General features: G+C 66.1%; 27 protein-coding genes. 16 read left to right on the top strand and 11 right to left on the bottom strand.

All coding sequences use genetic code 11. The features are described from left to right. Positions 1–464 precede the first annotated feature (464 nt). The 3 genes from hypE to AC6I0Y_RS00375 all read right to left on the bottom strand — a co-directional run bounded on the left by hypE (position 465) and on the right by AC6I0Y_RS00375 (position 2562). A complete protein-coding gene (hypE, locus tag AC6I0Y_RS00385) occupies positions 465–1493 on the bottom strand; it encodes a hydrogenase expression/formation protein HypE (protein ID WP_497732146.1) in 1029 nt (342 codons plus the stop codon). Positions 1494–1867: 374 nt separating this feature from the next. Further along, positions 1868–2290, bottom strand: coding sequence for a nickel-responsive transcriptional regulator NikR (nikR, locus tag AC6I0Y_RS00380; RefSeq protein WP_497732143.1), 423 nt, complete (start codon positions 2288–2290; stop codon positions 1868–1870). A gap of 17 nt (positions 2291–2307) precedes the next feature. After that, positions 2308–2562 carry a dynein gamma chain protein gene (locus tag AC6I0Y_RS00375; RefSeq protein ID WP_160709558.1) on the bottom strand — a complete coding sequence of 85 codons (255 nt, stop codon included), beginning with the start codon at positions 2560–2562 and terminating at the stop codon, positions 2308–2310. Positions 2563–2710: 148 nt separating this feature from the next. Between AC6I0Y_RS00375 and AC6I0Y_RS00370 the strand changes: the two genes are divergently transcribed. Further along, on the top strand, positions 2711–3175 hold the full coding sequence (locus tag AC6I0Y_RS00370) for a hypothetical protein (RefSeq protein WP_160709560.1): 465 nt from the start codon (positions 2711–2713) through the stop codon (positions 3173–3175). 1285 nt (positions 3176–4460) lie between these two features. Here the strand turns inward: AC6I0Y_RS00370 and AC6I0Y_RS00365 are convergent. From AC6I0Y_RS00365 to AC6I0Y_RS00355, 3 genes are all read right to left on the bottom strand, one after another. Next, positions 4461–5462, bottom strand: a complete 1002-nt coding sequence (locus tag AC6I0Y_RS00365) for a uroporphyrinogen decarboxylase family protein (protein ID WP_497733683.1) — start codon at positions 5460–5462, stop codon at positions 4461–4463. A gap of 346 nt (positions 5463–5808) precedes the next feature. After that, on the bottom strand, positions 5809–6447 hold the full coding sequence (locus AC6I0Y_RS00360) for a corrinoid protein (protein WP_497732137.1): 639 nt from the start codon (positions 6445–6447) through the stop codon (positions 5809–5811). Positions 6448–6492: 45 nt separating this feature from the next. Then, positions 6493–7476: a uroporphyrinogen decarboxylase family protein gene (locus AC6I0Y_RS00355; protein WP_497732134.1), complete on the bottom strand. Its 984-nt coding sequence runs from the start codon at positions 7474–7476 to the stop codon at positions 6493–6495. Between the two features lie 286 nt (positions 7477–7762). Between AC6I0Y_RS00355 and AC6I0Y_RS00350 the strand changes: the two genes are divergently transcribed. The 3 genes from AC6I0Y_RS00350 (at position 7763) to AC6I0Y_RS00340 (ending at position 11764) form a co-directional block, all read left to right on the top strand. Further along, entirely contained in the window at positions 7763–9517 is a 1755-nt protein-coding gene (locus AC6I0Y_RS00350; RefSeq protein WP_497732131.1) for a phospho-sugar mutase, read from the top strand. Between the two features lie 430 nt (positions 9518–9947). Continuing rightward, on the top strand, positions 9948–11111 hold the full coding sequence (gene galE / locus AC6I0Y_RS00345; protein ID WP_497732127.1) for a UDP-glucose 4-epimerase GalE: 1164 nt from the start codon (positions 9948–9950) through the stop codon (positions 11109–11111). Between the two features lie 224 nt (positions 11112–11335). Continuing rightward, entirely contained in the window at positions 11336–11764 is a 429-nt protein-coding gene (locus tag AC6I0Y_RS00340; RefSeq protein ID WP_201751069.1) for a helix-turn-helix domain-containing protein, read from the top strand. A 764-nt stretch (positions 11765–12528) separates the two neighbouring features. Here the strand turns inward: AC6I0Y_RS00340 and AC6I0Y_RS00335 are convergent. Together AC6I0Y_RS00335 and AC6I0Y_RS00330 are read right to left on the bottom strand one after the other, a co-directional pair. After that, a complete protein-coding gene (locus AC6I0Y_RS00335; RefSeq protein ID WP_497732124.1) occupies positions 12529–12954 on the bottom strand; it encodes a VanZ family protein in 426 nt (141 codons plus the stop codon). A gap of 116 nt (positions 12955–13070) precedes the next feature. Beyond that, on the bottom strand, positions 13071–13934 hold the full coding sequence (locus AC6I0Y_RS00330) for an HAD family hydrolase (RefSeq protein WP_497732122.1): 864 nt from the start codon (positions 13932–13934) through the stop codon (positions 13071–13073). A 915-nt stretch (positions 13935–14849) separates the two neighbouring features. On the opposite strand from AC6I0Y_RS00330, the gene AC6I0Y_RS00325 reads away from it, so the two are divergent. The 6 genes from AC6I0Y_RS00325 to AC6I0Y_RS00300 all read left to right on the top strand — a co-directional run bounded on the left by AC6I0Y_RS00325 (position 14850) and on the right by AC6I0Y_RS00300 (position 19854). Further along, complete coding sequence (locus AC6I0Y_RS00325) at positions 14850–16226, top strand: MATE family efflux transporter (RefSeq protein ID WP_497732119.1); 1377 nt, start codon at positions 14850–14852, stop codon at positions 16224–16226. Between the two features lie 233 nt (positions 16227–16459). Next, positions 16460–16876, top strand: a complete 417-nt coding sequence (locus AC6I0Y_RS00320; protein WP_497732116.1) for a YjdF family protein — start codon at positions 16460–16462, stop codon at positions 16874–16876. Positions 16877–16980: 104 nt separating this feature from the next. After that, entirely contained in the window at positions 16981–17490 is a 510-nt protein-coding gene (locus tag AC6I0Y_RS00315) for a hypothetical protein (protein ID WP_497732114.1), read from the top strand. 103 nt (positions 17491–17593) lie between these two features. Beyond that, positions 17594–18055, top strand: coding sequence for a MarR family winged helix-turn-helix transcriptional regulator (locus tag AC6I0Y_RS00310; RefSeq protein WP_497732112.1), 462 nt, complete (start codon positions 17594–17596; stop codon positions 18053–18055). Positions 18056–18144: 89 nt separating this feature from the next. Then, the gene (locus AC6I0Y_RS00305; protein ID WP_497732109.1) at positions 18145–19530 is read left to right on the top strand and encodes an MATE family efflux transporter; all 1386 of its coding nucleotides are present in this window, start codon (positions 18145–18147) and stop codon (positions 19528–19530) included. Positions 19531–19599: 69 nt separating this feature from the next. Further along, complete coding sequence (locus AC6I0Y_RS00300; RefSeq protein ID WP_497732106.1) at positions 19600–19854, top strand: helix-turn-helix domain-containing protein; 255 nt, start codon at positions 19600–19602, stop codon at positions 19852–19854. Positions 19855–19923: 69 nt separating this feature from the next. Here AC6I0Y_RS00300 and AC6I0Y_RS00295 read toward each other — a convergent pair whose 3' ends face one another. Continuing rightward, positions 19924–20139 carry a hypothetical protein gene (locus AC6I0Y_RS00295; protein WP_497732100.1) on the bottom strand — a complete coding sequence of 72 codons (216 nt, stop codon included), beginning with the start codon at positions 20137–20139 and terminating at the stop codon, positions 19924–19926. Between the two features lie 74 nt (positions 20140–20213). Next, complete coding sequence (locus AC6I0Y_RS00290) at positions 20214–20747, bottom strand: nitroreductase family protein (RefSeq protein ID WP_497732097.1); 534 nt, start codon at positions 20745–20747, stop codon at positions 20214–20216. Positions 20748–20841: 94 nt separating this feature from the next. Between AC6I0Y_RS00290 and AC6I0Y_RS00285 the strand changes: the two genes are divergently transcribed. Beyond that, on the top strand, positions 20842–21189 hold the full coding sequence (locus AC6I0Y_RS00285) for a winged helix-turn-helix transcriptional regulator (RefSeq protein ID WP_497732094.1): 348 nt from the start codon (positions 20842–20844) through the stop codon (positions 21187–21189). A gap of 132 nt (positions 21190–21321) precedes the next feature. Here AC6I0Y_RS00285 and AC6I0Y_RS00280 read toward each other — a convergent pair whose 3' ends face one another. Beyond that, positions 21322–21591: an MptD family putative ECF transporter S component gene (locus AC6I0Y_RS00280; RefSeq protein ID WP_497733681.1), complete on the bottom strand. Its 270-nt coding sequence runs from the start codon at positions 21589–21591 to the stop codon at positions 21322–21324. Between the two features lie 168 nt (positions 21592–21759). Here AC6I0Y_RS00280 and AC6I0Y_RS00275 point away from each other — a divergent pair, with 168 nt between their 5' ends. The 5 genes from AC6I0Y_RS00275 (at position 21760) to AC6I0Y_RS00255 (ending at position 26933) form a co-directional block, all read left to right on the top strand. Next, complete coding sequence (locus tag AC6I0Y_RS00275; protein ID WP_497732091.1) at positions 21760–22434, top strand: response regulator transcription factor; 675 nt, start codon at positions 21760–21762, stop codon at positions 22432–22434. Next, entirely contained in the window at positions 22431–23720 is a 1290-nt protein-coding gene (locus AC6I0Y_RS00270; RefSeq protein ID WP_497733679.1) for a sensor histidine kinase, read from the top strand. Before AC6I0Y_RS00275 ends, AC6I0Y_RS00270 begins: the two co-directional genes overlap by 4 nt. A gap of 122 nt (positions 23721–23842) precedes the next feature. Then, complete coding sequence (locus AC6I0Y_RS00265) at positions 23843–24877, top strand: hypothetical protein (RefSeq protein WP_497732088.1); 1035 nt, start codon at positions 23843–23845, stop codon at positions 24875–24877. A 3-nt stretch (positions 24878–24880) separates the two neighbouring features. Continuing rightward, positions 24881–26053 carry a WD40 repeat domain-containing protein gene (locus tag AC6I0Y_RS00260; protein ID WP_497732085.1) on the top strand — a complete coding sequence of 391 codons (1173 nt, stop codon included), beginning with the start codon at positions 24881–24883 and terminating at the stop codon, positions 26051–26053. A gap of 1 nt (position 26054) precedes the next feature. Continuing rightward, the gene (locus AC6I0Y_RS00255) at positions 26055–26933 is read left to right on the top strand and encodes an ATP-binding cassette domain-containing protein (RefSeq protein ID WP_497732083.1); all 879 of its coding nucleotides are present in this window, start codon (positions 26055–26057) and stop codon (positions 26931–26933) included. Position 26934: the final 1 nt, after the last annotated feature.

Raw genomic sequence — 26934 nt, 5'->3', positions numbered from 1 at the left:
ACCAATAACTTTCGTGGTGCAAGATACCATTATTCGAACGTGGCGCAAGGATAATCTACGATTTTCCAGGCTGCGGCATAAAACGTGAATATTACGGTGCGCCGGCGTTTTCTCCGCGTAAAACCGGCGCGAAAACGCGCCCAGTGCGCGTACGAATGTTTCACGTGAAACATTTCCGAACGGCAACGACGAAGGCCGCAAGACGGCGCCGGAGCGCCGCAGGCGCCGGCGGGGCAGCGGGGTACGACATCAGGACGCGGCGGCGGGGTGCCGAGGCGGCGGGGCACTGGGGGTCGGGGCGTCGAGGAGCGGCGGCGGGGCGCCCAGGGCGGCGGGGCGCGACGGCGGGATGCCGGGGGGGTGCTGTGGGGATACTGGGGGCCGGGGCCGAGGGTGCCGCGAGCGCTGGCGTGGCGGGCGCGGGCGGCGGCGGGGCGCCGCGAGCGCTGCGGGCGCCTGATGCGCTAGCAGATGCGGGGAAGCTGCTCGCCGACGAGCATGTCGAGGATGCGGCGGCCGCCGAACGAGGTCTGCAGGAACACTTTGGGGCCGCGCTCAGGCTGCGCCTCGGCCACCTCGCCGATGATGGCGGCGTCAGCGCCGTAGCGGTTGGCGCGCATGGCAGCCAGCGCGGCATCAGCCTGGTCGGCGGGGACGACGCACACCATCTTCCCCTCGTTCGCCACCTGCAACACGTCGTAGCCGAGCATCTCGCAGGCGCCGAGCACCGCGTCGCGCACGGGCACGGCGTCCTCCTCCACCACGATGTCGGTGCCCGACTGGGCCGCCAGCTCGTTCAGCGTGGAAGCCAGGCCGCCGCGCGTGGGGTCGCGGAAGCAACGCGTGGAAGGAGCGGCGGCCAGCACCTCGGCAATCAGGTGGTTGAGCGGCGCGGCATCGCTTTCGACGCCAGCGGAGAAGCCCAGGCCCTCACGACAGCTCATGATGGTGATGCCGTGGTCGCCAAGGGTGCCGCTGACCAGCACCTTATCGCCGGGACGGCACTGCGCGCCTCCTAGCTCGATGCCGAGCGACAGCAGACCGACGCCACTCGTGTTGATGTAGATGCCATCGCCGTGCCCACGGTTGACCACCTTTGTGTCGCCCGTGACCAGGCGCACGCCGGCCTCGGTCGCAGTCTCGGCCATCGTCTGGCAGATGCGGCGCAGGTCGTCCATGGGGAACCCCTCCTCCAGGACGAACGCACAGCTGAGGTAGAGCGGGCGGGCGCCGCTCGTGGCCACATCGTTGACGGTGCCGCAGACGGCGAGCTTGCCGATGTCTCCCCCTGGGAAGAAATGCGGCGTCACTACGAAGCTGTCGGTGGAAAAGGCGATGCGCTCGCCCGCCGCAGGCGCGGGCAGCACCGCCGCGTCGTCGCCGCGCAGCAGTTCGTCGGTGCCATAGGCGGCGAAGAACACCTCGTCGATGATGCGCTTCATCATCGACCCGCCGCTCCCATGGCCGAGCATCACCGTTTCGCTTTGGATCATGGTTCCTCCTTGGAACAAGTGTTTCACGTGAAACATTCGGAAGGCCTTCGCGGCAAGCGCCTTGAGCGGCGGGGCGCCCTACGCCGCACGCCCCGAGCCGCAGGCCCCAGCCTCCCATGCCCACGGCCCGACGCCGCGCCGGGGGTCTGCAGCGCCCCGTCATCCCGCTCATTACAGCCCCGGGCGCCCTGCGCCACCGGCCAGCGCCACGGGCCCAGCGCCCCGCTTGCTGCAGGCCCAAATACCCCGCGCCACGGGCCGACATCCCACTTGCTGCGGGGCCGGGCGTCCCGCGCCGCAGGCCCCGGACGCTCGTTCGCCGCAGGCGATGGGCGCTTCGCAGGCGCGGGCGACGAGCTTGCTTTCGCCTTCCGCTAAAGACGCTGGCCGGTGGTGGTCAGGACAAGCCGGCCGTTCTGGACGCCCTTGGTACCCAGGATGAGATTCGCGATGTCCTGCACGAGGCCCGTCTCGCCGCGGATGACGATGACCTCCAGGCAGGTGTGCTCGTCAACGTGCACGTGCATGGACGAGACGATGCTCTCGAAGCAATCGTGCTGGATGCTGTGGAGCTTCTCCTGCAAGTCGCCGGCATGGTGGTCGAATACGATGGTGAGCGTACCCATCACCTCGACGCCCGGGCTCGCGCACTCGTCTTCCACCAGGGCGTCGCGCACCAGGTCGCGTATCACCTCGCTGCGGTTCTTCGCCAGGCCGCGCCGGGCCACCAGGCGGTCGAATCGCACGAGCAGGTCCTCGGGCATGGCCACCGAAAACCGCATGAGATCGTTGCTCATGACTGTGACCGCGCAGGCTAGACCAAGCTGACGGTAACGCCCGAGGCGTCGGCAGCGTCCTCCTCCAGGGCGTCCTTGGCCTCGTCGAGCAGGGCGCGGGCGTCATCGAGCAGAGCCTGGGCCGCATGGAGCTTCTCCGCCGTTGCGGCAAACCCGGCGTCGGCGGCCTGATGAGCCAGGTTGTGGGCCCAGCGGCGCTCAAGCTTCAGATGGTCGTCAACCTGGTCGATCATCTGCTCGAACTGACCGGCATTGACTCCGTTGGTGCACATGGCTTCCTCCTTAGTCGCATGCGGCGCGCCGGCTCCGAATGTTTCACGTGAAACATTCCGCCCGCCCCCGCGACGGCGGCGCGCGCTCTTCGTCAAACTGATAGTATGCATAGTTATAGAGGGAAGCCCTGCGACGTCAAGGATCGGTGTGAAAAAACCCGCCAACAGTAACAACGGGAGCATGTACGGCGTGGCCGCTGAAGGAGTGCTCGCAGTCTACGGCTCGCTGCTGGAGGGGACGGGCAACGAAACCGTCCTGGCCGTTTCGGCCAATGCCCTGGGGGAGTCTGCGCGCAAGGCGCTCGCCGCCTCGACCGAAGCGCTGGGCTACGGCCGCGACTGCCTAGCGCTCGTTGCCACCGAAGGAGTTCTGGGATCGAACGACCTGCTCACCATCGTGGAGGGCCTCGACCCGCTGTGCCTGGTAGCCACCGACGCCGAGGCTTCCGCTCTCCTCGCCCAAGCCTACCGCCACGACGTCGAGCCCGACGCCGCCTGCCGCCTGATGGGCCGCAGCGTCGTCGCTTTCCGCGACCTCGCCGCCCTCATGAACACCCCCGAAGACAAGCAGCGCGCCTGGGCGCTGCTCAAAAAGTTGCCTAAAATTAACTAATAGCGACCTGCGGTGCGCAAGGTCCCGTGGAAGGGGCGCTATCGCGAAAGCCGCCCGAAGGCTGCGCGAAAAGGCGCCACGCGCCATCCAGGGACGAGTCCCGCAATCAAGAGAGCGCACAGACGAATCGCTCGGCCGACAGGAGATCTGCGCGATGCGGCGCAGCGTCACCGGCAGCGCGGGGAGTGAAAAGTTAGCCGTGTGCGCATGTTTCACGTGAAACATCAAGTTGCCCCGTAACACAAGGTGGCCGCAAAGGGGCGCCCTTCAGCACAAGGCGACCATAGGGGGGGGTGATGCCCCCGCCAAGGAGACGAGGAGGGGGGGGGCAGGAGGCGATCGCGGCCCGCGAGCGGGGGGGGGCGACGCGCAGGTGGCCGCAGCCTACCAAGGCGGGGGTAGGGGTGCCGCAGCGCGCCAAGACGACGGGGTAGGGGCGCCGCAGCCCGCCAAGGCGGCGGGGGGCTCAGTCGGGCGCGGCCTGCGCGCGGCAGGAGAGAGCGACGCAGGCTGCTGCAGCGCGCCGAGGCGACGAGGGGGCAGGAGGCGATCGCGGCCCGCGTGTGGCAGGGGGGGGGGGGAGCGACGCGCAGGTGGCCGCAGCCTACCAAGGCGGGGGTAGGGGCGCCACAGGAGGCGATCGCGGCCCGCGTGCGGCGGGGACGGGGCGACACGCAGGTGACCGCGAGGGCGACACACAGGCGGCTGCAGCCCGCCAAGGTGGCGGAGGGGACGAGCAGGCGCGGCCCGCATGGCAGCGGGAGGAAGCAGCACACAGGCGACCGCAGGAGGGGGGGTGCCACGGTGTCTCAGCGACACGACCTGCGCAGGTGCAGATAGACGCGGCCCGTACAGGCGCAAAGAACGCGCCACGGCGGACGCAGGAGGGGGACACCCCCTGGCTGGAAGGCGTTCCACCCCCCCCCGGCGCGCCGCCCCGCCCTAGCGAGGGAGGAGTCCCGCCCCGTCCGCCCTGGCAAGGTGGCGACCCCTCGACGCCCGCCCTTGCCGGGGAGCGTCCCCGACGCCCGCCCTGGCAAGGGAAGCCCCCCCCCTGTCGTCCGGCGAGAAAGAGGGGGCGACCGGGCGTGCGACGGGGGCGGGGCGACCGCCTTAGGGGACGTGATGACGAGCCGCTTAGGCGCCGAAGGCGCGCCTCCTCCGCCCCGCCCGATGACGGGGGGCAGGATCCTGGCGCGAGGCTCCGCCTGCCCCGCGGCGCCCGCCCTCCCTGGCGAGGGGGGGCGAGGCGAGTAGGCGGGTCGGGGCGCCGGGGGGCGCGGGCCTAGCGCGCGTCGTAGAACTCGTCCACGGCCGCGAAGAAGGCGTCGATGTTCTCCCAGGGGCTCATCGGCGGCACGTCGCAGCCGGTGGAGGGGATGAAGTTGGGGTACTTGGAGCACGACTCCATGAGCGCGAGGGTGGCCTCGCGCACCGACTCCGGCGTGCCGTTGCGGATCTGGCCGGCCGGGCCCACGTTGCCCATGACGAGCACGTCGGAGGGCATGAGCCCGAGCATCTCGGCCATGTCCGAGGCGTTGCCGAAGTGGTAGCCCATGGCGCCCACGGCGGCCACGGCCTCAGGGGCCTTGGACACCGACGGGCCGCAGTTGTGGTAGACCACGGCGAACTCCCCGTCCTGCACGGCGTCCACGACGCGGCGCGCGTAGGGCGTGGAGAACTCGGCCATGAGCTCGGGCGAGAGCAGGCCCGCCAGGGGCTCGGCCATGACCACGCCGTCGGCGCCGGCCTCCTTGAACGCGCTCGCGTAGGCGCAGATGAACTCGGTGCACTTGCCGAGCACGGCGTGGACGAGATCCGGCTCCTCGTAGCACAGGGGCATGACCTCGTTGACGTCCATGAGGCGCCCCGCCAGCGAGAACGGCCCGATGACCCCGGCGAGCACGGGGCGGTCGGAGATCTTGGGCGCCACCTCGCGGATGGCCTGAACGTAGAGCCCCGTGCGCCCGTCGCCCACCGCGGGCACGGCCAGGTCGTCGGGGTCGGAGTCCTCGTCGACCACGGAGCCGATGACCGTGGGCACCTCGTCGTCGGTCACGCGCACCTGGCTGCCGAAGGCCTCGGCCTCCACCGACAGGTCCATGAACGACACGCTCGCCGCGGCGTCCACCCGGCCCGCCACGAGCCTCATGGCCTCGGCCTGGCGCCCGGCGTCGCCGATGAGCTCGGCCACCGTGCACCCCATCATCTGCACCGCCGGGAACGACAGCACCGGCAGCGGCTTCTTCCTCTCGGCCGCGATCTGGTCCGCGGCCCATTGCTTCATGTCCAAGGGAGTCCCCTTTCTCGAGTGGTCTGTCAGCGCGGCGCGCCCTCCGCGCCGCGGTGGGGCCCCGCCCCGGCCGGGGCCCCGGGAGGCGGGGCGGGGGCCAGGCGGGGCGCCCCGGGCTGCGGCCCCGGGGGCCGCGACGGGGGCCAGTCGGCGCCCCGACGGGGCCAGGGCGAACCCCGCCTCCCGGGGCGGCGGATCGGGCCGGCGCCGCCTCCCGGAGCCCCGGACGGGGCCGGCCCCGCCTCTCGGCGCCCCGCCCGCGGCCGCCCCGCCTCCCGGGCCCCGACGACGCGCCGGGCGGAGCGGGCCCCGCCTCCCGGGGCCCTCCGCGCGGGGGCCGCTACCCCCGCACCAGCTCGACGGCGCGCACCGCCGCGGCGCCGGCGTCCGCCGTGTAGGCGTCGGCGCCCACCTCGTCGGCGAAGGCCTGGGTGACGGGCGCGCCGCCCACCATGACCTTCACCTTGTCGCGCAGGCCGGCCTCCTCGATGGCGCGGATGGTGGCGCCGATCTCGGGCATGGTGGTGGTGAGCAGCGCCGAGCAGCACACGACGTCCACGTCGTCGTGCTCCTGCAGGAAGGTGACGAACTGCTCCGGCGCCACGTCCACGCCCAGGTCGGTGACCTCGAAGCCCTTGCCCTCGATCATCATGCGCACGAGGTTCTTGCCGATGTCGTGCATGTCGCCCCTGACCGTGCCGATGACGGCCTTGCCCACCGGCTCGGCGCCCTCCTCGGCCAGGTGGGGCTTGAGCACCTCGGTGCCGGCGCTCATGGCGCGGGCGGCCACGAGCATCTCGGGCACGAAGGCCTCGTTGCGGCTGAAGCGCTCGCCGATCTCGGACATGGCGGCCACCAGGCCCTCGTTGAGGACCTCCTCGGCGCCCAGGCCCTCGTCGAGGGCCTGCTGCACGAGCGGTGCCACCTCCTTGCGCTTGCCGCGCAGGACGGCCGAGTAGATGTCTTCGATGATGGTCATGTTGCTTTCCCTTCTCCTGGTGTCTTGCGTCCCGGCGGCGCGGCCCTAGGCCACCGGGTGGGCGGCCGCCCACGCGCGGCCGTAGCTCGCCAGCTCCTCCAGCGCGATGTCGCTGTTACGCTTGTGGAAGAGGTGCGAGGTGAGCGCGGGGAAGAAGCGGCCGGCCGGGCAGTACTCGTCGATGCAGCGGCGTACTTCTGCGCGGATCTCCTCTTCCGTGGCCTCCTCGGTGTCGATGGCGGCGCTGTCGACGCCGCCGATCATCGCCAGCTTGCCGCCGGTGCGGCGCTGGATGGCCACGATGTCGTTCTGCGGGATGACGCCCTGCCATGCGTCGATGCCCATCTCCACCATGTCTTCCACCAGGGGCTCGCAGATGCAGTCGGCGTGGTGGATGAACATCATGCCCAGGTCATGGGTCGCCTGTACTATCTCGGCATGCAGCGGCTTGATGACCTCGCGCCACACCTCCGGCGGGAGGAACAGGTTCTGCTTGGAGCCCCAATCGTCGTGGAAGTACACGATGTCGGGACGGATCTGCTCGTAGGCCTCGCGGATGGAGGCTATCTTGAAGTCGGCGATGGCGCGCAGCATCGCCATCATCTCGTCGGGATCCTCGAGGTAGGCGCAGAACGCGTCCTCCATGCCCATGAGGAAGTGGGAGCGCTCGAACAGACCTTGGGCCGACCAGAACATGACGAACGTCTCGCTGCGGTCAAGCGCCTCTACCTCGGCCTTGGCCTTAGACCAATCGAGACCCTGCACCGGCGGGATGACCAGCTGCTCGCGCCACTTCTCGATGTCCTTGACCACCTTGTTCTCGTCGGTGATGTGCGGGTGCTTGCCTGGCGCGTCGGGCAGCCGGATGCACGTCGTTCCCCACGAGTCCCGGTGCTCCTGGCCGTCGGCGGGGCAGACGTCCGCCATCCGGATCGGATCGGACACGATCTTCACGGCATTGAAGAAGTTACCGTAGTAATCCGGTTGCCTCCCTTCGAGGATTGCCGTCATGTTCTCGCGCTGATTCATTCGCAACCACCCCTTCCCGTCATCTAGGCCGCCTTGAAGCAGCGCCTCGATAATAGGAAGCGGCGCGCAAGGCGCCATCCGACGTTATTCCCTATTCGCCATGCTGCGCACGTCGGCCCCCTGCTACAGCACTAGCCGTTTCGTTCGATATTGCCAAAGAGCCCGCCAGGAAGCAGCAAGCGGGCGTTTCACGTGGAACATTCGCGACGCACGGGGCATTTGGGCAGCCGCGCGCACGGGCATGGGTACAATAGCCGCGGACACCACTACCGGGAAAGGAACCGCCATGGAGGACTTGACGATGATGCTCGACCGCTGGATCGCGAACGTGGACGATCCGGGCGTCCAGCAGCAGCTTCAGGAGCTGCGCGCCGGCGACGAGACCGCCGTGCGCGACGCCTTCTACCAGGATCTGGCCTTCGGCACCGGCGGGCTGCGCGGCATCGTGGGCGCGGGGCCGAACCGCATGAACATCTACACCGTGGCCAAGGCCACGCAGGGGCTGGCCACCTACCTGAACGCGAACTTCGTCGAGCCGAGCGTGGCCATCGCGCGCGACAGCCGCCACATGGGGCGCGAGTTCGTCGAGGTGGCGGCCGGCGTGCTGGCGGCCAACGGCATCCGCTCGTTCCTCTACCCGCGCATCGAGCCCACGCCGGCGCTCAGCTTTGCCGTGCGCGACCTGGGCTGTTCGGCCGGCATCTGCATGACGGCCAGCCACAACCCCGCGCCCTACAACGGCTACAAGGCCTACGGCCCGGACGGCTGCCAGATAACCACGCAGGCCGCCCGTGACATCCAGGCGGCCATCAACGCCACCGACGTCTTTGACGACGTGCGCACGATGCCCTTCGCCGAGGCGCTGGAAAGCGGGATGGCGCGCTATATCGGCGAGGACACGCTCGACCGATTCATCGAGGCCGTCGCCGAGCAGTCGGTGGCGCCCGACGCGGCGACGGGCGCAGGTGCCGCGGAAGGCGCCGAAGACGTGAAGGTGGTCTACACGCCGCTCAACGGCACAGGCCTGGAATGCGTCACGCGCATCCTCGAGAAGACCGGCGTGCGCGACGTGACCCTGGTGGAGGAGCAGGCCGCGCCTGACGGCGACTTCCCCACCTGCCCCTACCCCAATCCTGAGATCCGCGAGGCCCTCGAGCGCGGCCTGGCGCTCTGCGAGCAGGTGGAGCCCGACCTGCTACTGGCCACCGATCCGGACGCCGACCGCGTGGGCATCGCCGCGCGCCACGGCGACGAATACCGCCTGATCAGCGGCAACGAGATGGGTGTGCTGCTGCTCGACTACCTGTGCCGCGCTCGCGAGGCCCGCGGCGAGAGCTTGGCCGACGCGGTGGCCGTCACCACCATCGTCTCCACGGCCATGGTGGACGCGCTAGCCGCCGACCACGGGTTCCAGCTGCGCCGCACGCTGACCGGCTTCAAGTACATCGGCGAGCAGATCGGCCTGCTCGAGGCCGCGGGCACGCCCGGCCGCTTCCTCTTCGGCTTCGAGGAGAGCTACGGCTACCTCGCCGGCACCCACGTGCGCGACAAGGACGCCGTGGTGGCCAGCATGCTCATCTGCCAGATGGCGCGCGACTACAAGGCCCGCGGAATGGACCTGGTGGAAGCGATGGACGCGCTCTACCAGCGCTACGGCTACCATCGCAACGCCACCATCAGCCTGGAATACCCCGGCGCGGCGGGCGCGGAGAAGATGGCCGCCATCATGGCGCGCCTGGAGGCCGAGCCGCCGACGGAGGTGGCCGGGCTGGCCGTGACCGCCTGCGTGAACTACCGCGAGGGCGTGGTCATGCCGGTGTGCGGGTCGGCCGGGCCGGAGGGCGCTCCCGACGCGCCCCAGACGCTGCCCGTGGCCGACGTGTTCGAGATGCAGCTGGAGGGCGGCAGCAAGCTCATCGTGCGCCCGAGCGGCACCGAGCCCAAGATCAAGGCGTACCTGTTCGCCGCCTGCCCCACGCCCGCAGAAGCCGAGGAGCGCCTCGTCCGCATGGACGCCGCCGCCCGCGAGCTACTGGCGTAACGTCGCTCTATAAAAGTAAGGCGGGCCGACGGACGGCTCCCAAAATGTGAAGAAGGCCGCTAGGGGGATGCGGCCTTCTTCTTGTGAGAGGAAGAAGCGAGGAGGGCTTCTTGCGACAGCGGCGGGAGGAGGGTGTTCACGCTGCCTGCGGATCTTATCGTATCGCGTGTATTATTCTTAGTCAAGAATAATTTCCGGTTTAGGATAGTAATTCTCGCAGCACAGCCGCCCTTGTTCCGCGCAAGGAGCGCTCGTTGTCCCCCGTTTCGGGTGAATCGGCGGCGGCTCATCCCCGAACCGATGGCTTTCTCGTGCCGCACGCGGCGGAAATTGGCCGCCATAGCACACGACTGCTACCATAGGCGGGGAAATTCGCGCCCTGCGGTTCGATACTGTGCGGCAGGGCGGCCGTTCGCGAAAGGATCCCCTCATGGCTAACAAGTCTCTCGCCAAGCAACCCTCCGACATCTGCGTGCTGGTCACCGGCGGCGCCGGCTTCATCGGCAGCCACACCTGCATCGAGCTCCTGAACCGCGGCTACTCCGTGGTGGTGGTCGACGACCTGAGCAACTCGAGCGAGGTGGCGCTCGACCGCGTACGTGCCATCACCGGCACCGACGAGGGCGCGGCGCGCGACCGGCTGCGCTTCTACGAGGCCAGCATTCTCGACCGCGAGGCCCTTGAGCGCATCTTCGACGAGAACGACGTGGACGTGATCATCCACTTCGCCGGCTTCAAGGCCGTCGGTGAGAGCGTGCAGAAGCCGCTCGAGTACTACTGGAACAACATCGCCGGCACCCTGGTGCTGTGCGAGGTGGCGCGCGAGCACGGGTGCAAGAACCTCGTGTTCTCGTCGAGCGCCACAGTGTACGGCGAGCCCGAGTTCATCCCCATCACCGAGGCCTGCCCCAAGCATGACGCCACCAACCCCTACGGGCAGACGAAGTCGATGCTCGAGCAGATCCTGACCGACCTCTACGTGGGCGACGATGAGTGGAACGTCGTGCTGCTGCGCTACTTCAACCCCATCGGCGCACATGAGAGCGGCCTCATCGGCGAGGATCCGAAGGGCATCCCGAACAACCTGCTGCCGTATGTGGCACAGGTAGCGGTGGGCAAGCTGCCGAGCGTCGGCGTGTTCGGCGACGACTACCCCACCCCCGACGGCACCGGCGTGCGCGACTACATCCACGTGGTCGACCTGGCGCGCGGGCACGTGGCGGCGCTCGACTGGATGGGCGGGCGCGTCGGCGACGGCAAGGCGCGCGGGCTCGGGTCGATCGCGGGCGAGCCGGCCGAAGACGGCACGCGCCGCGGCGTGGGCATCTTCAACCTGGGCACGGGGAAGGGATCAAGCGTGCTCGATGTCATCCACGCCTTCGAGAAGGCCTGCGGGCACGAGCTTCCCTACGAGATCAAGCCGCGACGCGCCGGCGACATCGCCGAGAACTATGCCGCATGCGACAAGGCACGCGACGAGCTGGGCTGGACGGCCGAGTACGACCTGGAGCGCATGTGCGCCGACAGCTGGCGCTGGCAGTCCGGCAACCCGGACGGCTACGCCACGGCCGCGAGCGGCGAGACGCGCGCCTAGCACCACCCGAACCAACGGTTCCCCTTGCGCCCCGAGCTTCCCCTCCGGAAGCCCGGGGCGCGTTCGTTGTTCCGCTGGCGGCCCCGCCGCCCAACCTGAAGGAGATGTAATCGTGCGTTTACCTTTTCGCCTGTTCAAGCGGCAGTTTTGCGTATTTTTTGAGCAATATGGCCCAAACGTAAACGGCCGTTTACAGGCTTTCCGCCTCGCGCGGCTAACCTAACATGATGGACAAGACCCCGACATACTTCGACGAGGAGAACGAGGACGGAACGCGCCTTCCGGCGACCTTTCCCGAAGAGGCACTGACAGACGGCGACGTGCTGTACGCAGAGCCCTTCGACGAGCTCGGCGACCTGCCAGGCCACGTGCCGATGGGATCAGAGCGCGGCTGCATCCTAGGCTTGAACGTCGAGCTGCTCCGAAAGGGCGCGAAGCTCAGCAAGGTGCGATTCTGCGCGCTCGTGGGCATAAGCCGCCCGATGCTGGACAAGATCGAACGCGGCGAAAGCAACCCGCGACTCGACCTGCTAACGCGGCTGGCCGATGTGCTGGGCGTCCCGGTAAGCAGGCTCATCACGCCGCCCTGGGACGACGTGGACGAGGACTTCTACCGCCAGACGCGCCTGAAGAAGCCGCCCCGCGGACAGTAGCCCTCCGCCTCCTCGAAAAGGCACGGCCCGGAACCCCGGCCGTGCCTTTTCGCGTTATGGAGCAAATGTAAACGCGCGTTTACGTTTGTGGCTTGACCCGGGGAAACGCGCGCAGTGGGGGGGCCGGAGTGGGGGGGGCGGAGGGAGGGGGCCGCGAGGGAGCGGGGGGCTGAGGGGGGGGCGGGGGCTGCGGGGGAGCGGGGGGGGTGAGAGGGGTGGGGCGGGAGATAGGCACGAGGAAGAGAAGGGCACAGAGCGCCAGCAGCGCGGAAAAGGAGAGGGGGGGGGGCGGACGAACAGGCGCGGGCAGGCGGAGATGCACGAAGTGAGAACGCGAACGGATGGAACGCCGTGGGCAGGCGCACGAGAACGCGCGAGCGCAAGAGGCGCAGGAGGCGCAGGGGGGGGCGGGGGCGCAGGTCGCGTTAGGGGGCCGTGATTCTGCGTACGAATGTTTCACGTGAAACATTTTCTGCGTCGCTGCGCGAAGGCGCGCGGCGTCTCACAACGGGAGAGCGGAGTCGGGAGGGAGGGAGGGGCGTCCGGCGAACGACCAACGCCAAGGGAAGGGGTGGGAAAAACCCGGCACGAGAGCTCCGTCGGCAGGTTTCTTTTCCGCATATGTTTCACGTGAAACATTCGTGCGCAATTTGACCGCCGGGAGGGAGAGCTAGCGGCGGCACGCATCCTGCATAGCAGCGCTCTGCGTAGCGACGCGACAGCCTTCGGCGCACCTAGCAGGTCGCGGCAATCAGCGCGGGTGGCTAGCGCCTGGCAGGGGGCTGGAAGCGACGGAGAGCGGCGTGGGCCAGGAAGGCGCCGAGGGTGGCGCCGGCGGTATCGACGAGCCAGTCGACCGGATCGCAGGCGCGACCGGGCACGAACAGCTGATGGAACTCGTCGGTCACGCCATAGGCGCTGGCAGCGGCGACGGCCAGCAGCAACGCCCGGCGCGGCGTCAACGAGCAGCCTAAGGCGTTCTGCAGCAGGAACCCGAACAGCGCGTACTCGCAAAAGTGCGCGAACGGCGACACCAGGTCAACGCCCACCCCGAACCAGGCCACCTGGGCAGACATGAGCAGCGCCCGCACGCGAGCCACCAGTCCGTCACCGTCGGCGAGATCCGCGCCCGTGTTGGCGGACATGAGGAAGATGACCACCGCCCACAGCACCACGAGCACCCAGGACACTGCGCGCCGATTCCGCCGCAAGAACCCCCAAGCCGCCTCCACACACGATGGGCTTTCCATTTTCGGCTCCCCCGCCCCCTCGTGGGCGGCGATTTCCGCTCGCGGCGCCTTCTCCGTCACGCGCCCGCCTCCTCCGCTACCGCAGGAGGCGTCGCCTTCGAGCGATCGGGTGTTTCACGTGAAACATCCGGCGCATCGCAGTCATCCGCCGCAGCGACCAGAGACAGCAAGTCGAGCGGCGAGTAGGCCATCAAGTCGGGAGAAGCGTCCTCGGCGGCAAAGTCAGCTTCGTCGTGGTAGCCCCAGGTGACTGCCACGGCATAGACGCCTGCGTTGCGCGCGGTACGCACGTCGCCGGGAGAGTCGCCAACATAGACGGCGCGCTCGGGCACGGAGCCTAGCTCGCGGATGGTGCGCAGCAGCCCTGTCGGATCGGGCTTGCGGGGAATCTCGGCGCATTCGCCGTGCATGACCTCGAAGACGCCTGGCAGCTTCTGGTTCATGACCTGCTGCACGCCCGCGTCGAACTTATTGGAGAGCACCCCCAGCTTGCATCCACGTTTCCGCAGATCATCAAGCATTTCTTGCACTTTTGGATATGGGACGGTCAGGTCGTTGGCATAGGTGGGGAAGAGCTCCTTCCAGCGCTCCATGGCGCGCTCGGCCGCCCCGGAAGGGGTTCCCTCGGGCACCGCCTGGTACATGAGCGCCATGAGGCCGTTGCCCACGAAGCTGTGGATCTCCTCACGCGTGCGCGGCGGATAGCCCTCCCTGGCGAGCGCGCGATTCGTGATGACCACCAAATCGGGCAGCGTGTCGAGCAGCGTCCCATCCAAGTCGAACACAAACGTGTCGAATGTCGGCGTCGCCCCGTACACGGCATCCGAGGCGACCGCCCCTCGCGTGGCGCTTTGCGCGGCCGCCCTTCGCGCGGTATCCTCCGAGCTGTTTTCGCCTACGATGAGCGGGGAATTCGTCATGTCGCTTGCTCCTTCTTGCCTTCGCTTCTGCAACCACTATAGGCTGAAGGACGCGCGACGTGGAGCGCAGTTGCCGTTTCGACGCGAAAACCCGACGCCTTCGCCACGATGTTTCACGCGTGAAGGTGACAAGGGGTGACAAGGGTGACAAGGGGTCACACCAAATGTCACGCTTCGAGGACGGCGCACCGCATCGCGCAAGCAGCCCTAGGAGCAACACAGAGAACTGTCCCCCGTGCTCCCCTCCCCCGAGCAAGAGCGCGCCTACTCGCGCACGAAGACTCGATCGGCTGCAGCGTCGTGACCCTCGTCAGTCAAGCTTGGGAATCTCTTCCCCGGCTTTTCCCGCGCCACGCTGACGCGCTTAGACGAAACAATGGCACCAGACGGCAACACGGGGATAGCGCAGGGCAACAACAGCAACGCAGGGGAACAGGGCGGCGCAGGGGACAGTTCCGTGTGTCGGCAGCGCGCGGACGGGCGGAGCAGAGAACCGCCCCCGTGCCCCGTGCAGACCGAAGTCCTAACACACAGAACTGTCCCCCGTGCTCCCCGGGGTCATTGGGGCCTAGAGGCCCCTTAACAAGCGGTCAGGGAGGGCAGCGGCCTAGATGCGCACCGCATCGCCCCTAGGTTGCGACTTCAGCGGAAACTACGCGGCGGCTCCTTGCCAGCCCCTGCGCCCGATGGGATAATCCATGTGCTTGAGTAATCGCATCGACAGGAACAGCCATGAAACTCTGCATTGAGATGGCTTCGGTAGCACACAGACGAGACGCTGACCGGGGCGAAGCCTGATAAATCGTCGGCCCCGCAACCCGCTACGGGTTGCTTCGGCTTGCGCAGACGAACGATGGGCACGGGAACGGGCATGCGTCCGTTCCTTTTTGTTCTCACCCCATCGAAAGGCTTTCCATGTCAGTATCTGCAAATCACGCGCCGTCCCTTCTGGAAGGAAGCGCCCCAAGGCGCCTGGCGGCGTTCTCCGCCCCGCTCGTCGCGGCGAACCTTCTCCAATACGTCTACCAGTTCGTCGATATGGGTGTCGTGGGCAACGTCGTTGGCGAGACGGGGCTCGTCGCGGTCAGCAACGCCTCCGCCATCGCCTTCATCATCAGCTCGATAGCCATAGGGCTCATGGCGGGCTGCACCGTCGCGGTGGGCGACCGCGTGGGCGCTCGCGACGAGGCAGGACAACGGCGCGCCTTCGCCGCATCCCTCGGAGTCGCCCTCCTGGGAGCCGCAGCAACAATGTTGGCGGGGGCGGCGCTCGCCCATCCCATCTTCTCGCTTATGGGCGTCCCGGACGCCTCGCTCGACCAAACGGCCGCCTATCTCGAAGTGATTTCCCTGGGCGCGGTCGGCCTCTTCCTGCTCAACGCCGCGTGCGCGTTCCTGCGGGCGCAGGGGGATTCCCTCGGCCCGCTCGCCATCATGGCCTTCTCCGCCGTCGCCAACGTGATCCTCGACTTCGCCCTCATCGCAGGCGCCGGCCTCGGCGTGATCGGCGCCGCCATCGCCACCGTGGCCGCCCAGGGCGCGGGAGCCGTCTTCTCCCTCTGGCTCGCGCGGCGCAGGTACGCCTCCGCCCGGAGCGTGCTCCGCTCCATGCGCGAAGCCCGGGAGCGGGGGAAAGCGATCGCGGCCGCACGGGATGTCCTCCGCGTGGGCGTCCCCATGGCCGTGCAGCAGGCCGTCATCAACCTCTCCTACGTCTTCGTGACCGCATGGCTCAACTCCTACGGCCCGACCATCGCGGCTGCCTCCGGCGTCGGCCTCAAGATAAGCACCGTCGCGGGGCTTCCCTGCTGGGGCATCGGGCAGGCCGTCTCCGCGGCGGTGTCGCAGAGCATCGGGGCGGGGATGCCCGAGCGGTCGGTCGCGTTCGCCAGATCGGGCTGCCTCATGGCCGTCGCCGTCACCGTGGGCATCCAGGTCGCCGTGCAGCTCGGCGCGGGATGGCTCGTCTCGCTCTTCGGAGAATCGAGTCGGGAGCTCAGCGAGGCGGCGATCCTCTACCTTCGCATCACCTGCAGCGTGAACGGGATCTTCTACGCGGCAATGTACGCCCTCGACTCATTCGCCCTGGCCTCGGGCGCGCCGAAGCTGGCCCTGGCGAACTCCCTCATCGACGCCTTCGCCATGAGGGCAGGGCTGGCCTGGATTCTGTCCGCCCCCCTGGGTTGCGGCTTCATCGGAATCTACGCGGCGCAGGCGGCGGCACCGGTTCTTCCCGCTGTCGTCGGCTTCGTCTACCTCCAGCTGTGGGCGCGAAGGAACCTGTCAAGGTAGCGACCGTCTTGCCCCATGCCCATGACGGGCAGTCAGAAACATGCTCGCCGAAACCCTCTGTCTTCAGGCGGAAGGTTTCTCGTTTCTCCTGCGGTATACTTTCCCCAGAAGGTAAAAACACGACCCCGTCGGGTAGTCGGGGTGCGGCCGCCCTCCTGCGACGTGCCGTCAGTAACCTGCCTCCTTGGTTGTCCCTCCTTCAGGTTCATCATCTACATAAAGGAGGAACAGCGATGAGCCTGTGCAAACTCACCGTGCGCTTCGAGGAACCGTTCTGGATCGGCCTCGTCGAGACGGAGGACGGTGGCTGCTACAGCGTGGCGAAACACGTTTTCGGGGCAGAGCCCACCACGCCCGAGGTGTTCGACTTCATCCGCGACCACTGGAACGACCTGCGCTTCACGCACGAGGTCCAAGTCGAGGCCAAGGAGTCCAAGCGCATCAACCCCAAGAGGCTCCGCCGCATGATCGAGAAGGAGATGCGATCGGACGCCTGGCGCGGGACCAAGGCGCAGCAGACTCTCTCAGAGCAGCGCGCCATGGCGATAGAAGCCAGCGAGGCGCTTTCCCGGCAGCAGAAGGAAGAGCGCAAGCGCGAGCAGTTTGCCAAGCGGACGGAGAAGCGCAAGCAGAAGCACCGCGGCCACTAGAAGCTCAGCCGAGGCCCCGCAGTCCGCAACCGGATCCCACAGCAGCACAGGATGGCACAGGGGACAGTTCTGTGTGTTAGAACTAACACACAGAACTGTCCCCTGTGCTAAGAGCCTACTATTCGGGCGGACGCATCGACGTGTTCGACACCGACCGCATGACCGACGGGGTGCCGCAGCCGGGGAACCTGCTCACCAACTACACGCTCGACCTCTCCGACGTGAACGGCGAGAGCCTGTGGCTCTGCTCCTACTACTACGAGGCGGCCCAGGCATACAAGGACGAAGCTGGGCCGAAGGGGCTTCCCGTGGCCCACCGGCGCGACGGCTGGAGCTTCCTTATCGCCGACGCCGAGGACAGGAAGAGGCTCAACCGCGTTACCGTGGACGGCGAGACGGTGCTCGCGCAGATAGCCGGTGAGCTTGTGGACGTATCAGCGCTATCGTGGGCATCCGAAATGGCTGACGCGCTCGCCCCGCAGATCGTGCAATTCCAGCACCTCCTAGATGCAACGGGCGCGGATAGGGTCGAAGAACTCGGGATACCCGTTGCCGCCTTGCGGGGAATCGCCTCATCTGGAGGCTGGGAAGAAGGGTGCTCGCCCAGGTTCTAATTGTGCGATATGAAGAAATGGCGCTTGCGGAGGATGGCCTTGACACAAAGCGCGCATTTCCTAAAATAGTAAAGCATCTTTACTATTTGAAAGGAGACCACCCATGGGCAAGGGGGTGAAGGAGGCGAAGGCCATCGAGCGCGTGCTGCACAAGTACATGCGGCTCGAAGAGATGCCGTTCACTTATGGGGATGGCATTAGGCTCACCCAGCGCGAGATTCATGCCATAGATGCCATCGGCGAGAATCCTGACGTGAACATCACCCAACTCGCAGAGATGCAGGGAGTCACGAAGGCCGCGATGTCTCAAATGATCTATCGGCTGTTTGATAAGGGGTACGTGGAAAAGGTCGCAGCGCCCGAGAGCGACCGCGAGCTGCGGATGATCCTCACGCCGAGCGGCCGGGCGGCGTACGAGGCCCATAGAGAGTACCATGCGAAAAGATCTGGTGGCTTCATGGACATCCTCAACAGCATGGACGCATCGGAGTTCGCCGCCCTGCAGCACGTCCTCGCCTCCTTCGAGGCCATAGTAGACGACGCGTTGGAAGAAACTGCTAGATAGGAACGCACCCCGGGCGCCTCGAGGCGCCCTTTCTTCGGCTCTAATAGTAAAGATACTTTACAGTAAAGGTGCATTACGAAAGGAATCGCATGCAGAGAAACCAAGACAGAACAGAGCTCTTGAAATCGGCTCCGGTGAAGGGAGCTCTCCTGAAGCTCGGAATGCCCACCTTGGTGGGCATGAGCGTGTCAGCGCTTTACAACGTCGTCGACGCCTTCTTCGTCGGGCAGCTCGGCGGGTCCCAGATGGCCGCTGTGTCGCTGTTCGCTCCCATAGCCACCGCCATGCTCGGACTGGCCCTCCTGTTCGGCGGTGGCGCGGCATCTTACATATCCCGTTTACTCGGCGCGGGTAAGCGTAGCGAGGCGAACGAGTGCGCCTCCACGTCGCTGGCGACCTCTATGGCTGTGGCAATCCTGCTGCTGGCCGGGTTCGTCGTGTTCGCAGAGCCGTTCCTTCGTGCTCTAGGCGCGACGGACACCATGATGCCGTATGCGGCAGCCTACGCCGTGCCCTTCTTCATCGCCATGACGTTCTATGCGTTCAACGGCACCATCAACAACCTCATCGTCTCCGAGGGTGCGACGACCGTGAGCATGGTAGCCATGCTGCTCGGTGGCATATCCAACATCGTGCTCGACCCCATCATGATTTTCGCCCTCGGATGGGGCGTGACAGGAGCCGCCGTCGCGACGCTTGTGGGAACCCTTCTGACCACCTGCGTCTACCTCTCGTACTTCCTGCGCGGCAAGAGCAGCCTCGCCCCGTCGCCGCGAAATCTCAAGCCCACGGCGGAGATGTACGCGCAGGTGCTCAAGATCGGTGTTCCCAACCTGACCTATCAGCTGCTCGTCTCGGTGGCGCTCTGGCTCACCAACGTCTTCGCCGCAGCTTACGGGGATGCTGCCGTGGCCGCGCTCGGCATCGTGGCGCGCATCATGAACCTGGCGAGCATGGTGGCCTTCGGGTTCGTCAAAGGCTACCAGCCCTTCGCGGGCTTCAACTACGGGGCTCGGCAGTTCGACCGGGTGCGGGAGGCCACGAAGACGGCATGCGTGTGGGAGACGGCTTTCGCGTGCGTGGCGGCCGTCCTCCTCATCGCCTTCGCGGAACCGCTGCTCTCGGCATTCAGCCAAGGGAATGCCTCCATCGTGGCCATCGGGGCAATCGCCCTGTTCTGGAACGCGCTCAGTTTCTCCACCTTCGGGGTGCAGGCTGTCTACTCCGCGTTCTTCCTGGCCCTCGGAAAAGCGAAGCAGGGTGCGCTCATTGCAGTCGGACGGCAGGGCATCTTCTTCATCCCCGCGCTGCTCATCGGCTCGGCGGCCTTCGGGCTTCCCGGGATCATCGCGGCGCAACCCATCGGCGACTTGCTCTCGTTCCTCTTGGTGCTCGTCCTTGTCGCGCAATCGAAGGGCTCGCTCAGCGAAAGCAAGACCATCGCTCCCGAAAGCTCGGAAGCAGCGGCGCAATAGCGCTTTTGGCTCCTTTGGGCCAATGCCTGCATGATCTCAACCCCCGACACCTCGAAGGGCCACCGTGCCGTGTTCGTCGTCCTTGAATGCCGGAGACGCAAAGCGGGGATGAGCGTCGCGGAGCTTGCGCGTCGATGCGGAATAGACCGCAAGCGGCTCTGGTACGTCCTCGACGGGCAGCGCGAAATGCGGGTCGATGAGTTTCTGAAGCTGTGCGTCGCCTTGAGGATCGACCCTCGGAGTTTCGTCACCAAAGAAATGATCGAGGAAGTGGCCGAGGCGACGAGGCAGAGTGTCGGTCGCAGCAATAATCCGAGCGCGTAAAGCGAAGAGCGCCCCTCAATCGAGGGGCGCTCTTCATCCTGGATCTCAAATCTTTTCTGTTGTCGCGGGTTACTCATCTCGCAGCCCTTCCTCTTCTTCCGAATCCTCCTCTCCCGTCTCTTCGCTTTCCGTTTCGTCTTCGGCGCTATCGCGTCGCCTCTCGCGCAGGGCAGCCAACGTCGCCGCCAATGCAGTCACAACCGCCAAGCACACGAGCGAAGTGATTCTATTGGCGGCGCTCGCGTCGGTAGCGGCGGTGCCAATCTCGGGCGCGAGCTTTACCATGCGCATTGTCTGGTTTGCGTTGTCGAAGTCGTGGAAGCGCGCTTCTGGTCGATCGCCCTCCCCTTGCGGCGGCGCTACGCCATGCCGGCGCGCGACCCGTCCACCAGCAGGCTTTCGAGGGAGAGCCTTTCCGCGTCGTGCCTGTCGGCCGGCTTGCCGGGTCCGACGCCATAGCCTATGGCGAGCACGTTCACCGGCTCGAAAGAGTCTGGCAGGCCGAACGCTTCCGCGATGAGGGCGGGGTCGAACCAGCAGACCCAGACCGACCCCAAACCGAGGTCCGTCGCCTCCATCATCATGTGGTCCGTCGCGATGGAGGCGTCTATGTCCGCGGTCGACTTCCCGTCAGAGGGGCGCCGCCATGCCTTCTCCCGGTCGGCGCACACGATGATCGCGAGCGGGGCGCCGTACACGTTCGCTGCCTGGCCGAGCCTGCGCATCCCGTCCTCGTCGTCGACCACGACGAGCCGGACCGGCTGGAGGTTCGCAGCGCTCGGAGCCACGCGCGCGGCTTCGAGGATCCGCTCGACCTTCTCGTCCTCGACGGGGCGACCTGCGTCGTATTCGCGCACCGAGCACCGCTTCTTCGCCAAATCCAGAAAATCCATCCGAAGCCTCCTTTTCGTCCTTCTTGACGGTACCAACGATATACTTGGGACCGACGCATGGGAAGAATGTACTATTCGGGTAGGTACTTCCTAAATGGATAGTAGGAGGCTTATGGGTGTTCATGCGAAAAGGGAGTTCAACTGCCCCGTCGATGCGACGATTTCTCTGATAGGAGGCAAGTACAAGGCTGTGATCCTCTGGCACCTGAAAGGCGAGACCCTGCGCTACAGCGAGATCCACCGGCGCGTGCCGAGGGCGACGGACAAGATGCTCGCCCAGCAATTGCGCGAGCTGGAAAGCGACGGGCTCATACGAAGGAAGGTCTACCCCGTCGTCCCTCCCAAAACGGAGTACTCCCTGACGCCGCTGGGAGAGACGCTATATCCGGTCCTTGACGCAATGTGCGCGTGGGGCGCGAACATCATGGAGCAGGATGCATGATGGCCTAGAGCATCGCAACAAGGGGACACGGCGCAATGCAGCGCCGTGTCCCCTTGTTTTCAGCAGTGCCATTCAGCTTCGCCGGCAACGGCCGTGCGCTCGACCGTTGTGACGAATGCCGCACTTGTCCATTTACCCCTGAAGCTTCGAGAAGTGCTTCTTGAACACGCGGAAGCCAAGAAGGCTGCCAAGCAGGCCGCAGATGAAGGTCACGATGCCGCATACGTAGAATATGGGGCTCTGCGTCCAGTTGACAAGCCCCCAGCCGTATTCCTCGGTCATTCCCATCTCCATGACCATCTGCACGTAATCGGCGCCGGAGAAGAGAATGAGGGCCTGCATGCCGAACCACCAGCAGAGCATGAAGACGGCAAACCCGATGGCCGTCGACCATTTGGGGATAGCACAGGGGACAGTTCTGTGTGAACCAACACACAGAACTGTCCCCTGTGCTGCTGTGCTATGTGCCCTGCCCTGCCCCCCGTGCTGCCTGCTGCCGCGGAAGGCTGCTCGGGCTTGACAGTTTTTTGACTATCCCGTCTTATGATTCGCAGGATTGGAGGCAACAACATGGCCCAAAAGATACTCGTGGTTGATGACGAGCCTATGCTCACCGACCTGCTGGACGCGCACCTGACCCAGCGCGGATATTTGGTTTGCAAGGCTAACAACGCAGAAGAGGCCCTGGCGAAGCTGGGCTTGCGGCCCGACCTTATCTTGCTGGACATCGGCATGCCGGGAACTGACGGCCTGCAGCTGTGCCGCACCATCAGGAGCCATGTGGGATGCCCCATCTTGTTCCTTACGGCGCGCATCGCCGAGCAGGACAAGGTTGACGGCCTTGCGGTCGGCGGGGACGACTACATCACGAAGCCCTTCAGCCTGCGAGAGCTGACGGCGCGCATCGAGGCGCACCTGCGCCGGGAGGCCCGCGAGCACCAAGCGGCGGAGGTGGTGGCTGCGCGGGGTATCCTCATCAATCGATCCAACCGGAAGGTGTTTGCAGGCAACCAGGAGATTGCCCTCTCGAAGCGCGAGTTCGACATCTTGGATTTCCTGGTGTCGCACCCCAACCAGGTCTTCGACCGCGAGCGCATCTACGCGGCGGTATGGGGCATCGACGGCCAAGGGGATGCCGGCGTCGTCAAGGAGCACGTGCGCAAAATTCGCCAGAAGCTCTCGGAGGCCTGCGGCAGCGAGCCCCTTGAGACGGTGTGGGGAATGGGGTACCGGTGGAAGGCATGAAGAAGAAGTCCCTCAAAGGCGAGTTCGCCCGCACCGTGGCGGTGACCATGCTCGCCGTCGCCCTCGCCAGCGGCTTTGCGATCTTAGGCTGCCATCAGTTGCAGAAATCCATCCTGCCAGATTCCAACGAGGTATGGCTCACCCAGAGAATCACCGCGGCCGATGGCACGGTCTCGGAAGCGACCATCCGAGTTGAGATCGGCGGACGGGCGCAGTCGCTCGGCCGCCTCGTCCAGGACGGCGCGGAAGGCGATCCCGGCCAAACGGCGAGTTACACCGTCGACCGCATAGACTCGAGCTTCTCGATGCTCACGGATAAGGCGAAAGCCGCCTATCGCATCTCGCAGGTGGCCATGGTCGGGCTGCCGCTCCTGTTCACCATCCTCGGCATTGCGCTGGGAGGGCAGTGGTTCTACCGGAAGAAGCTGGAGCCTCCCATCCGCGCGCTCGCCGACGCGACCGCCCACGTCCGTCGCCAAGACCTCGACTTTCGGGTGCCTTGCGCTTCCGCCGATGAGCTGGGCCAGCTCTGCGTTGCCTTCGAGAGCATGCGCCAGGCCCTCGTCGACAACAACCGCCTTCTGTGGGACATGCTGGAGGAGCGTCGAGCCCTCCAGGCATCCGTGGCCCATGACCTGCGCAACCCCATCGCCATCATGGGCGGTTATGTGGAGCACTTGCAAGAAAGCCGCAAGGCGGGCCTTCTGACCGATGAGGAACTCGATCGGGCGCTTGCCAACCTGGAATCCGCCGCCGATCGCATGGGGCGCTACACCGAAGCCATGCGCGAGGTGGGAGCCATCGAGGAGGTGGAGGTTCGCCTCGAAGAGGTAAGCCTTCCGGGGTTTCTGGAGGGGCTGGGCGATTCTTTGGCCGTGCTGTGCCGCGGCAGTTCCGCGCAGCTGACCTGCCGCATCTCCGTGCCGGAGCGCACAGCTGTCTTCGATGGCGAGCTTCTGTACCGCATTCTCGAAAACCTCGTGGGCAACGCCCAACGCTTCGCCCGCCGCGAGATCGTCCTTGAGTTCCACCTGGAAGGAGAATTGCTGGCAGCCACGGTAACCGACGACGGCCCCGGCTTCTCAGAGGCGGCGCTCCGAAAGAGGGACGCCTTGTTCTTCACGGGGGATGCCTCCGGCGGCCACTTGGGGCTGGGACTTGCCATGAGCCGGATATTCTGCAGGAAGCTGGGAGGATCGCTAGAGCTGTCGAACGGCGATACGGGCGCCTGCGCAAAGGTGCTGATTGCCGTCAACCGCCCCCAAGGAAGCGCTGGGAACAGCTGACGCAAAACCGCTGCCGTCGATCTTCGTTAGCACCCTCTTTAGCATCTCTGATTTTTCGCCGCTTGACCGGTTTTTGACTTTTGCGCCCTAGGCTGGAACAGAAGACGCAAAGGAGGTCTTGCATGCGAATGAAACCTATTTTGGCCGTGCTGCTGGGGGCGGCTCTTCTGCCTATCTCCGCCTGCAGCGGTTACGACGTTCCGGAAGAAGCTCCCGCACCTGCGCAAAGCGATGCGCCGAACCCCTTCGAGGAAGCCCAGGACAACGCGAGCCTTATGGCCATGCTCAGCCACGAGGCCGCCAATCCGCCCCTGTCCGACAGCGGTGAGCGGGAGCCGTTTCCCTACGATGGCGGAGAGTTTCGCCTGGACTATCGCTTTTCTGTCAGCGGAGACCTGGAAAGCGTAGGGTTTCTCCTGTTCTTGGACGGGAAGCCCCAGCCCTACCGTATCGACGGCCAATCGTCCGATTATGCCTTTTGCCATACATTCGATGCGGCAGAGGATCAAGACGTTGCCTTCCTCTTCGAGCCGGTGACCGGGCACGGCGGCGACACGCTGAACCTGACTATCGTCAGCATCACGAACCCCGACTTCCAGCCGGACATGGAAAGCACGTCCAGCTACGGGTGGTATCACAATGCGCTTTCCGCCAGTGTGGAGATGCGCTTCAACGCCGACCCCCCTTCGTCTGCCACCACGGCGCCAAACCCGGTGGAGGTTCTTTCCTCCTGCAGCATGCACGAGGAAAAGGTCACGTCCCGGTACCTGGAGAACGACCTGACCCAGGCGGGATGGCCGGATATAACCATGGACACGCTGGACGACGGGATCTATCACACGCTCACCCTCGATGGCGACACGGTGTTCGACAACCTTCCCCTTACCGAGCCGGTAGCCGTGCGCTTCACCCTGTGCGGCACTCCCGGTGCGCGTTACCACATCTCCTTTTTCCTCGATCACCAGCCGATGGCGATGAACGGAGAGGCATCGAGCGCCGTAGAGCTGAGCAAAGGGGGCGTGGCCGTGGTGGAGGGCGTCATCGACCCGTCCCTGCTAGGGAAGCCCAGCACGTTCTACTGCGTGGCGGTGCCTGCCGACAACGCGGGCGCGCCCCTCTTCAAAACCAACTCGATACTGCTCTTCCAGGAGGCCTAGATCATGAGAAAGGCACTTTGCGCCGCATTGGCCCTGTCGCTGCTTGTCCTAGGAGCCTGCAGCGCGCCTGCACCAACGGACAACTCCGAAAAGGCGGCGCCGGAGACACCGGCCGCCCCGCTGCCGGCTTCCGATGTCATGAAGGACGACGACCTCGCCCAAACGTCAGGCTCCTTCGCTTTCGACAGCGCCCTTTTCCAGGGAAAGCTGACGGGCTGTTCCTATGCCCAGGCGGGCACGCTGCTCGTCTGGGCTGATGAGCTGTACCTCTACGATACCGCCTCCAACACGGTGCTGGCCCACTGCCCGGCTCCGGCACCGATGCGAGACTTCGGCGCAGCACCGTTCAAAGACGGCATCGTCCTCACGGTTATGGGCGATGCGGGGGCGGTCGCGTACATCTACGACAGCGAGTTGAAGCTGGAAGAAACTCTGGCGCTGGAAGAGCTTCTGTCCGGCGATCCGGTGGTCGGTCCCGGCTGCGTGGCGGCGTCGAGCGACGGGAATCAGCTGGCCATCGCAGGCCTTAGCGCCCTCTACCTTTACGACCGCCCGGCCGGCCAGCTGACCACCCTGCTCGACACTGCCCAAGGTATCGGCGGCTCCCGCTGCGTGGCGACCTCGCTGAACGGCGCCGCATTCACCCCCGACGACGACCGCGTGGCCTTTTTCGGCGACGGCTTTTCCGCCGAAAGCGGAAATGGCGAGGACAGCGCGCCGGTATGGGGGACCATAGGCATCGACGGCAGCGAGCTTGAGCTTGACTGGCTGGAATCGGAGGGCGTCGAGGAGATGCTGCGAGCCGACGGCCGGCTGTTCTTTCCCCCTGCGATTTCCCATGTCGACGGGAGCCTTCCCTGGGTCGATGCGGCAAGCGGCGCCGCGCATCGGCTCGCCTTTTCCGCGAGCGACGAGGGAGGGGACGGTGTCTACGTGTCCGAACAGGGCAAATACGTCGCCGCCGCCGAACTGGGCGACGCCCTCACCGTGCGGGTCTATGCCGTTGACTCCGGCGAGCTTCTGGCCACCGAGACCATCGAGGCGGACGACTCCCGCTCTGTGGGGCGCATTCCCCAGGTGATCCTTCTGGATGATGCGCAGGCCGCCATCGTGCTTCTGGGCTGCGGCATCGAGGAAATCGACACGGCGGTCGCCACGTTCAGCTTTGGAGCCTAGCATGGAGATTCAGTTCGATAACGTAGCGAAATGCTACAAGGGCAAGTACGCCCTCAGAGACTTTAGTGCCGCGCTGGGCGAAGGCGTCTTCGGGCTGCTGGGCGAAAACGGCGCCGGGAAGACGACGCTCATCAGCATCCTCGTGGGCATCTTGCGCGCCGACGGCGGGACGGTGAGAGCCGATGGGCGCGACGTTGGGGCGCGGGGCCGTGCGTTTCTGGCCGATTTGGGCTACATGCCGCAGTACCCGGTCTTCTACCGCGACTTCACCGTGGGGGATTTCCTCCTCTACATGGGGGCGCTGAAGAGCCTGCCCCCGGCTTTGGCGCGAAGCCGCGCGGCGGAATTGCTGGACACCGTGAATCTGTCCGACGCGCGGGACAAGAAGATCGGCGCCCTTTCGGGGGGCATGCGCCAAAGGCTCGGCATTGCCCAGGCCATGCTATCCGACCCGAAGGTCCTGGTGCTGGACGAGCCCACCGCCGGCCTGGACCCGGGCGAGCGCATCCGCTTTCGCAACCTCATCTCCCGTTTCGCTCCCGGACGCACCATCCTTCTAGCCACCCACATCGTGCCCGACGTTGAGTGCATTGCCACGGAGATCCTGCTGCTGCGCCGCGGCAAGCTGCTCATGCAGGGAGCCCCGAGTGCGCTGGAGCAGAGCATCGCGGGCAAAGTGTGGGAAGTGGCGGCGGACCTGGAACAATCCCGGCGGCTGGCCGAACGCTGCTGCATCGGCAACATGAAACAGGACGGCCCCCTCTTCTCGCTTCGCATCGTCAGCGACGAGTGCCCCTGTGCGGGGGCTCGGCCAGCGCGACCGAACCTGGAAGACGTGTTCCTGTATTTCTGCCGGGACGGCGATGCGCCATGCGCCTAGT

The sequence above is a fragment of the Adlercreutzia sp. St.1H8 genome (assembly GCF_059728655.1).
Note: the sequence above shows the minus strand (reverse complement) of the source record. Positions and strands in the feature narration are given on the sequence as shown.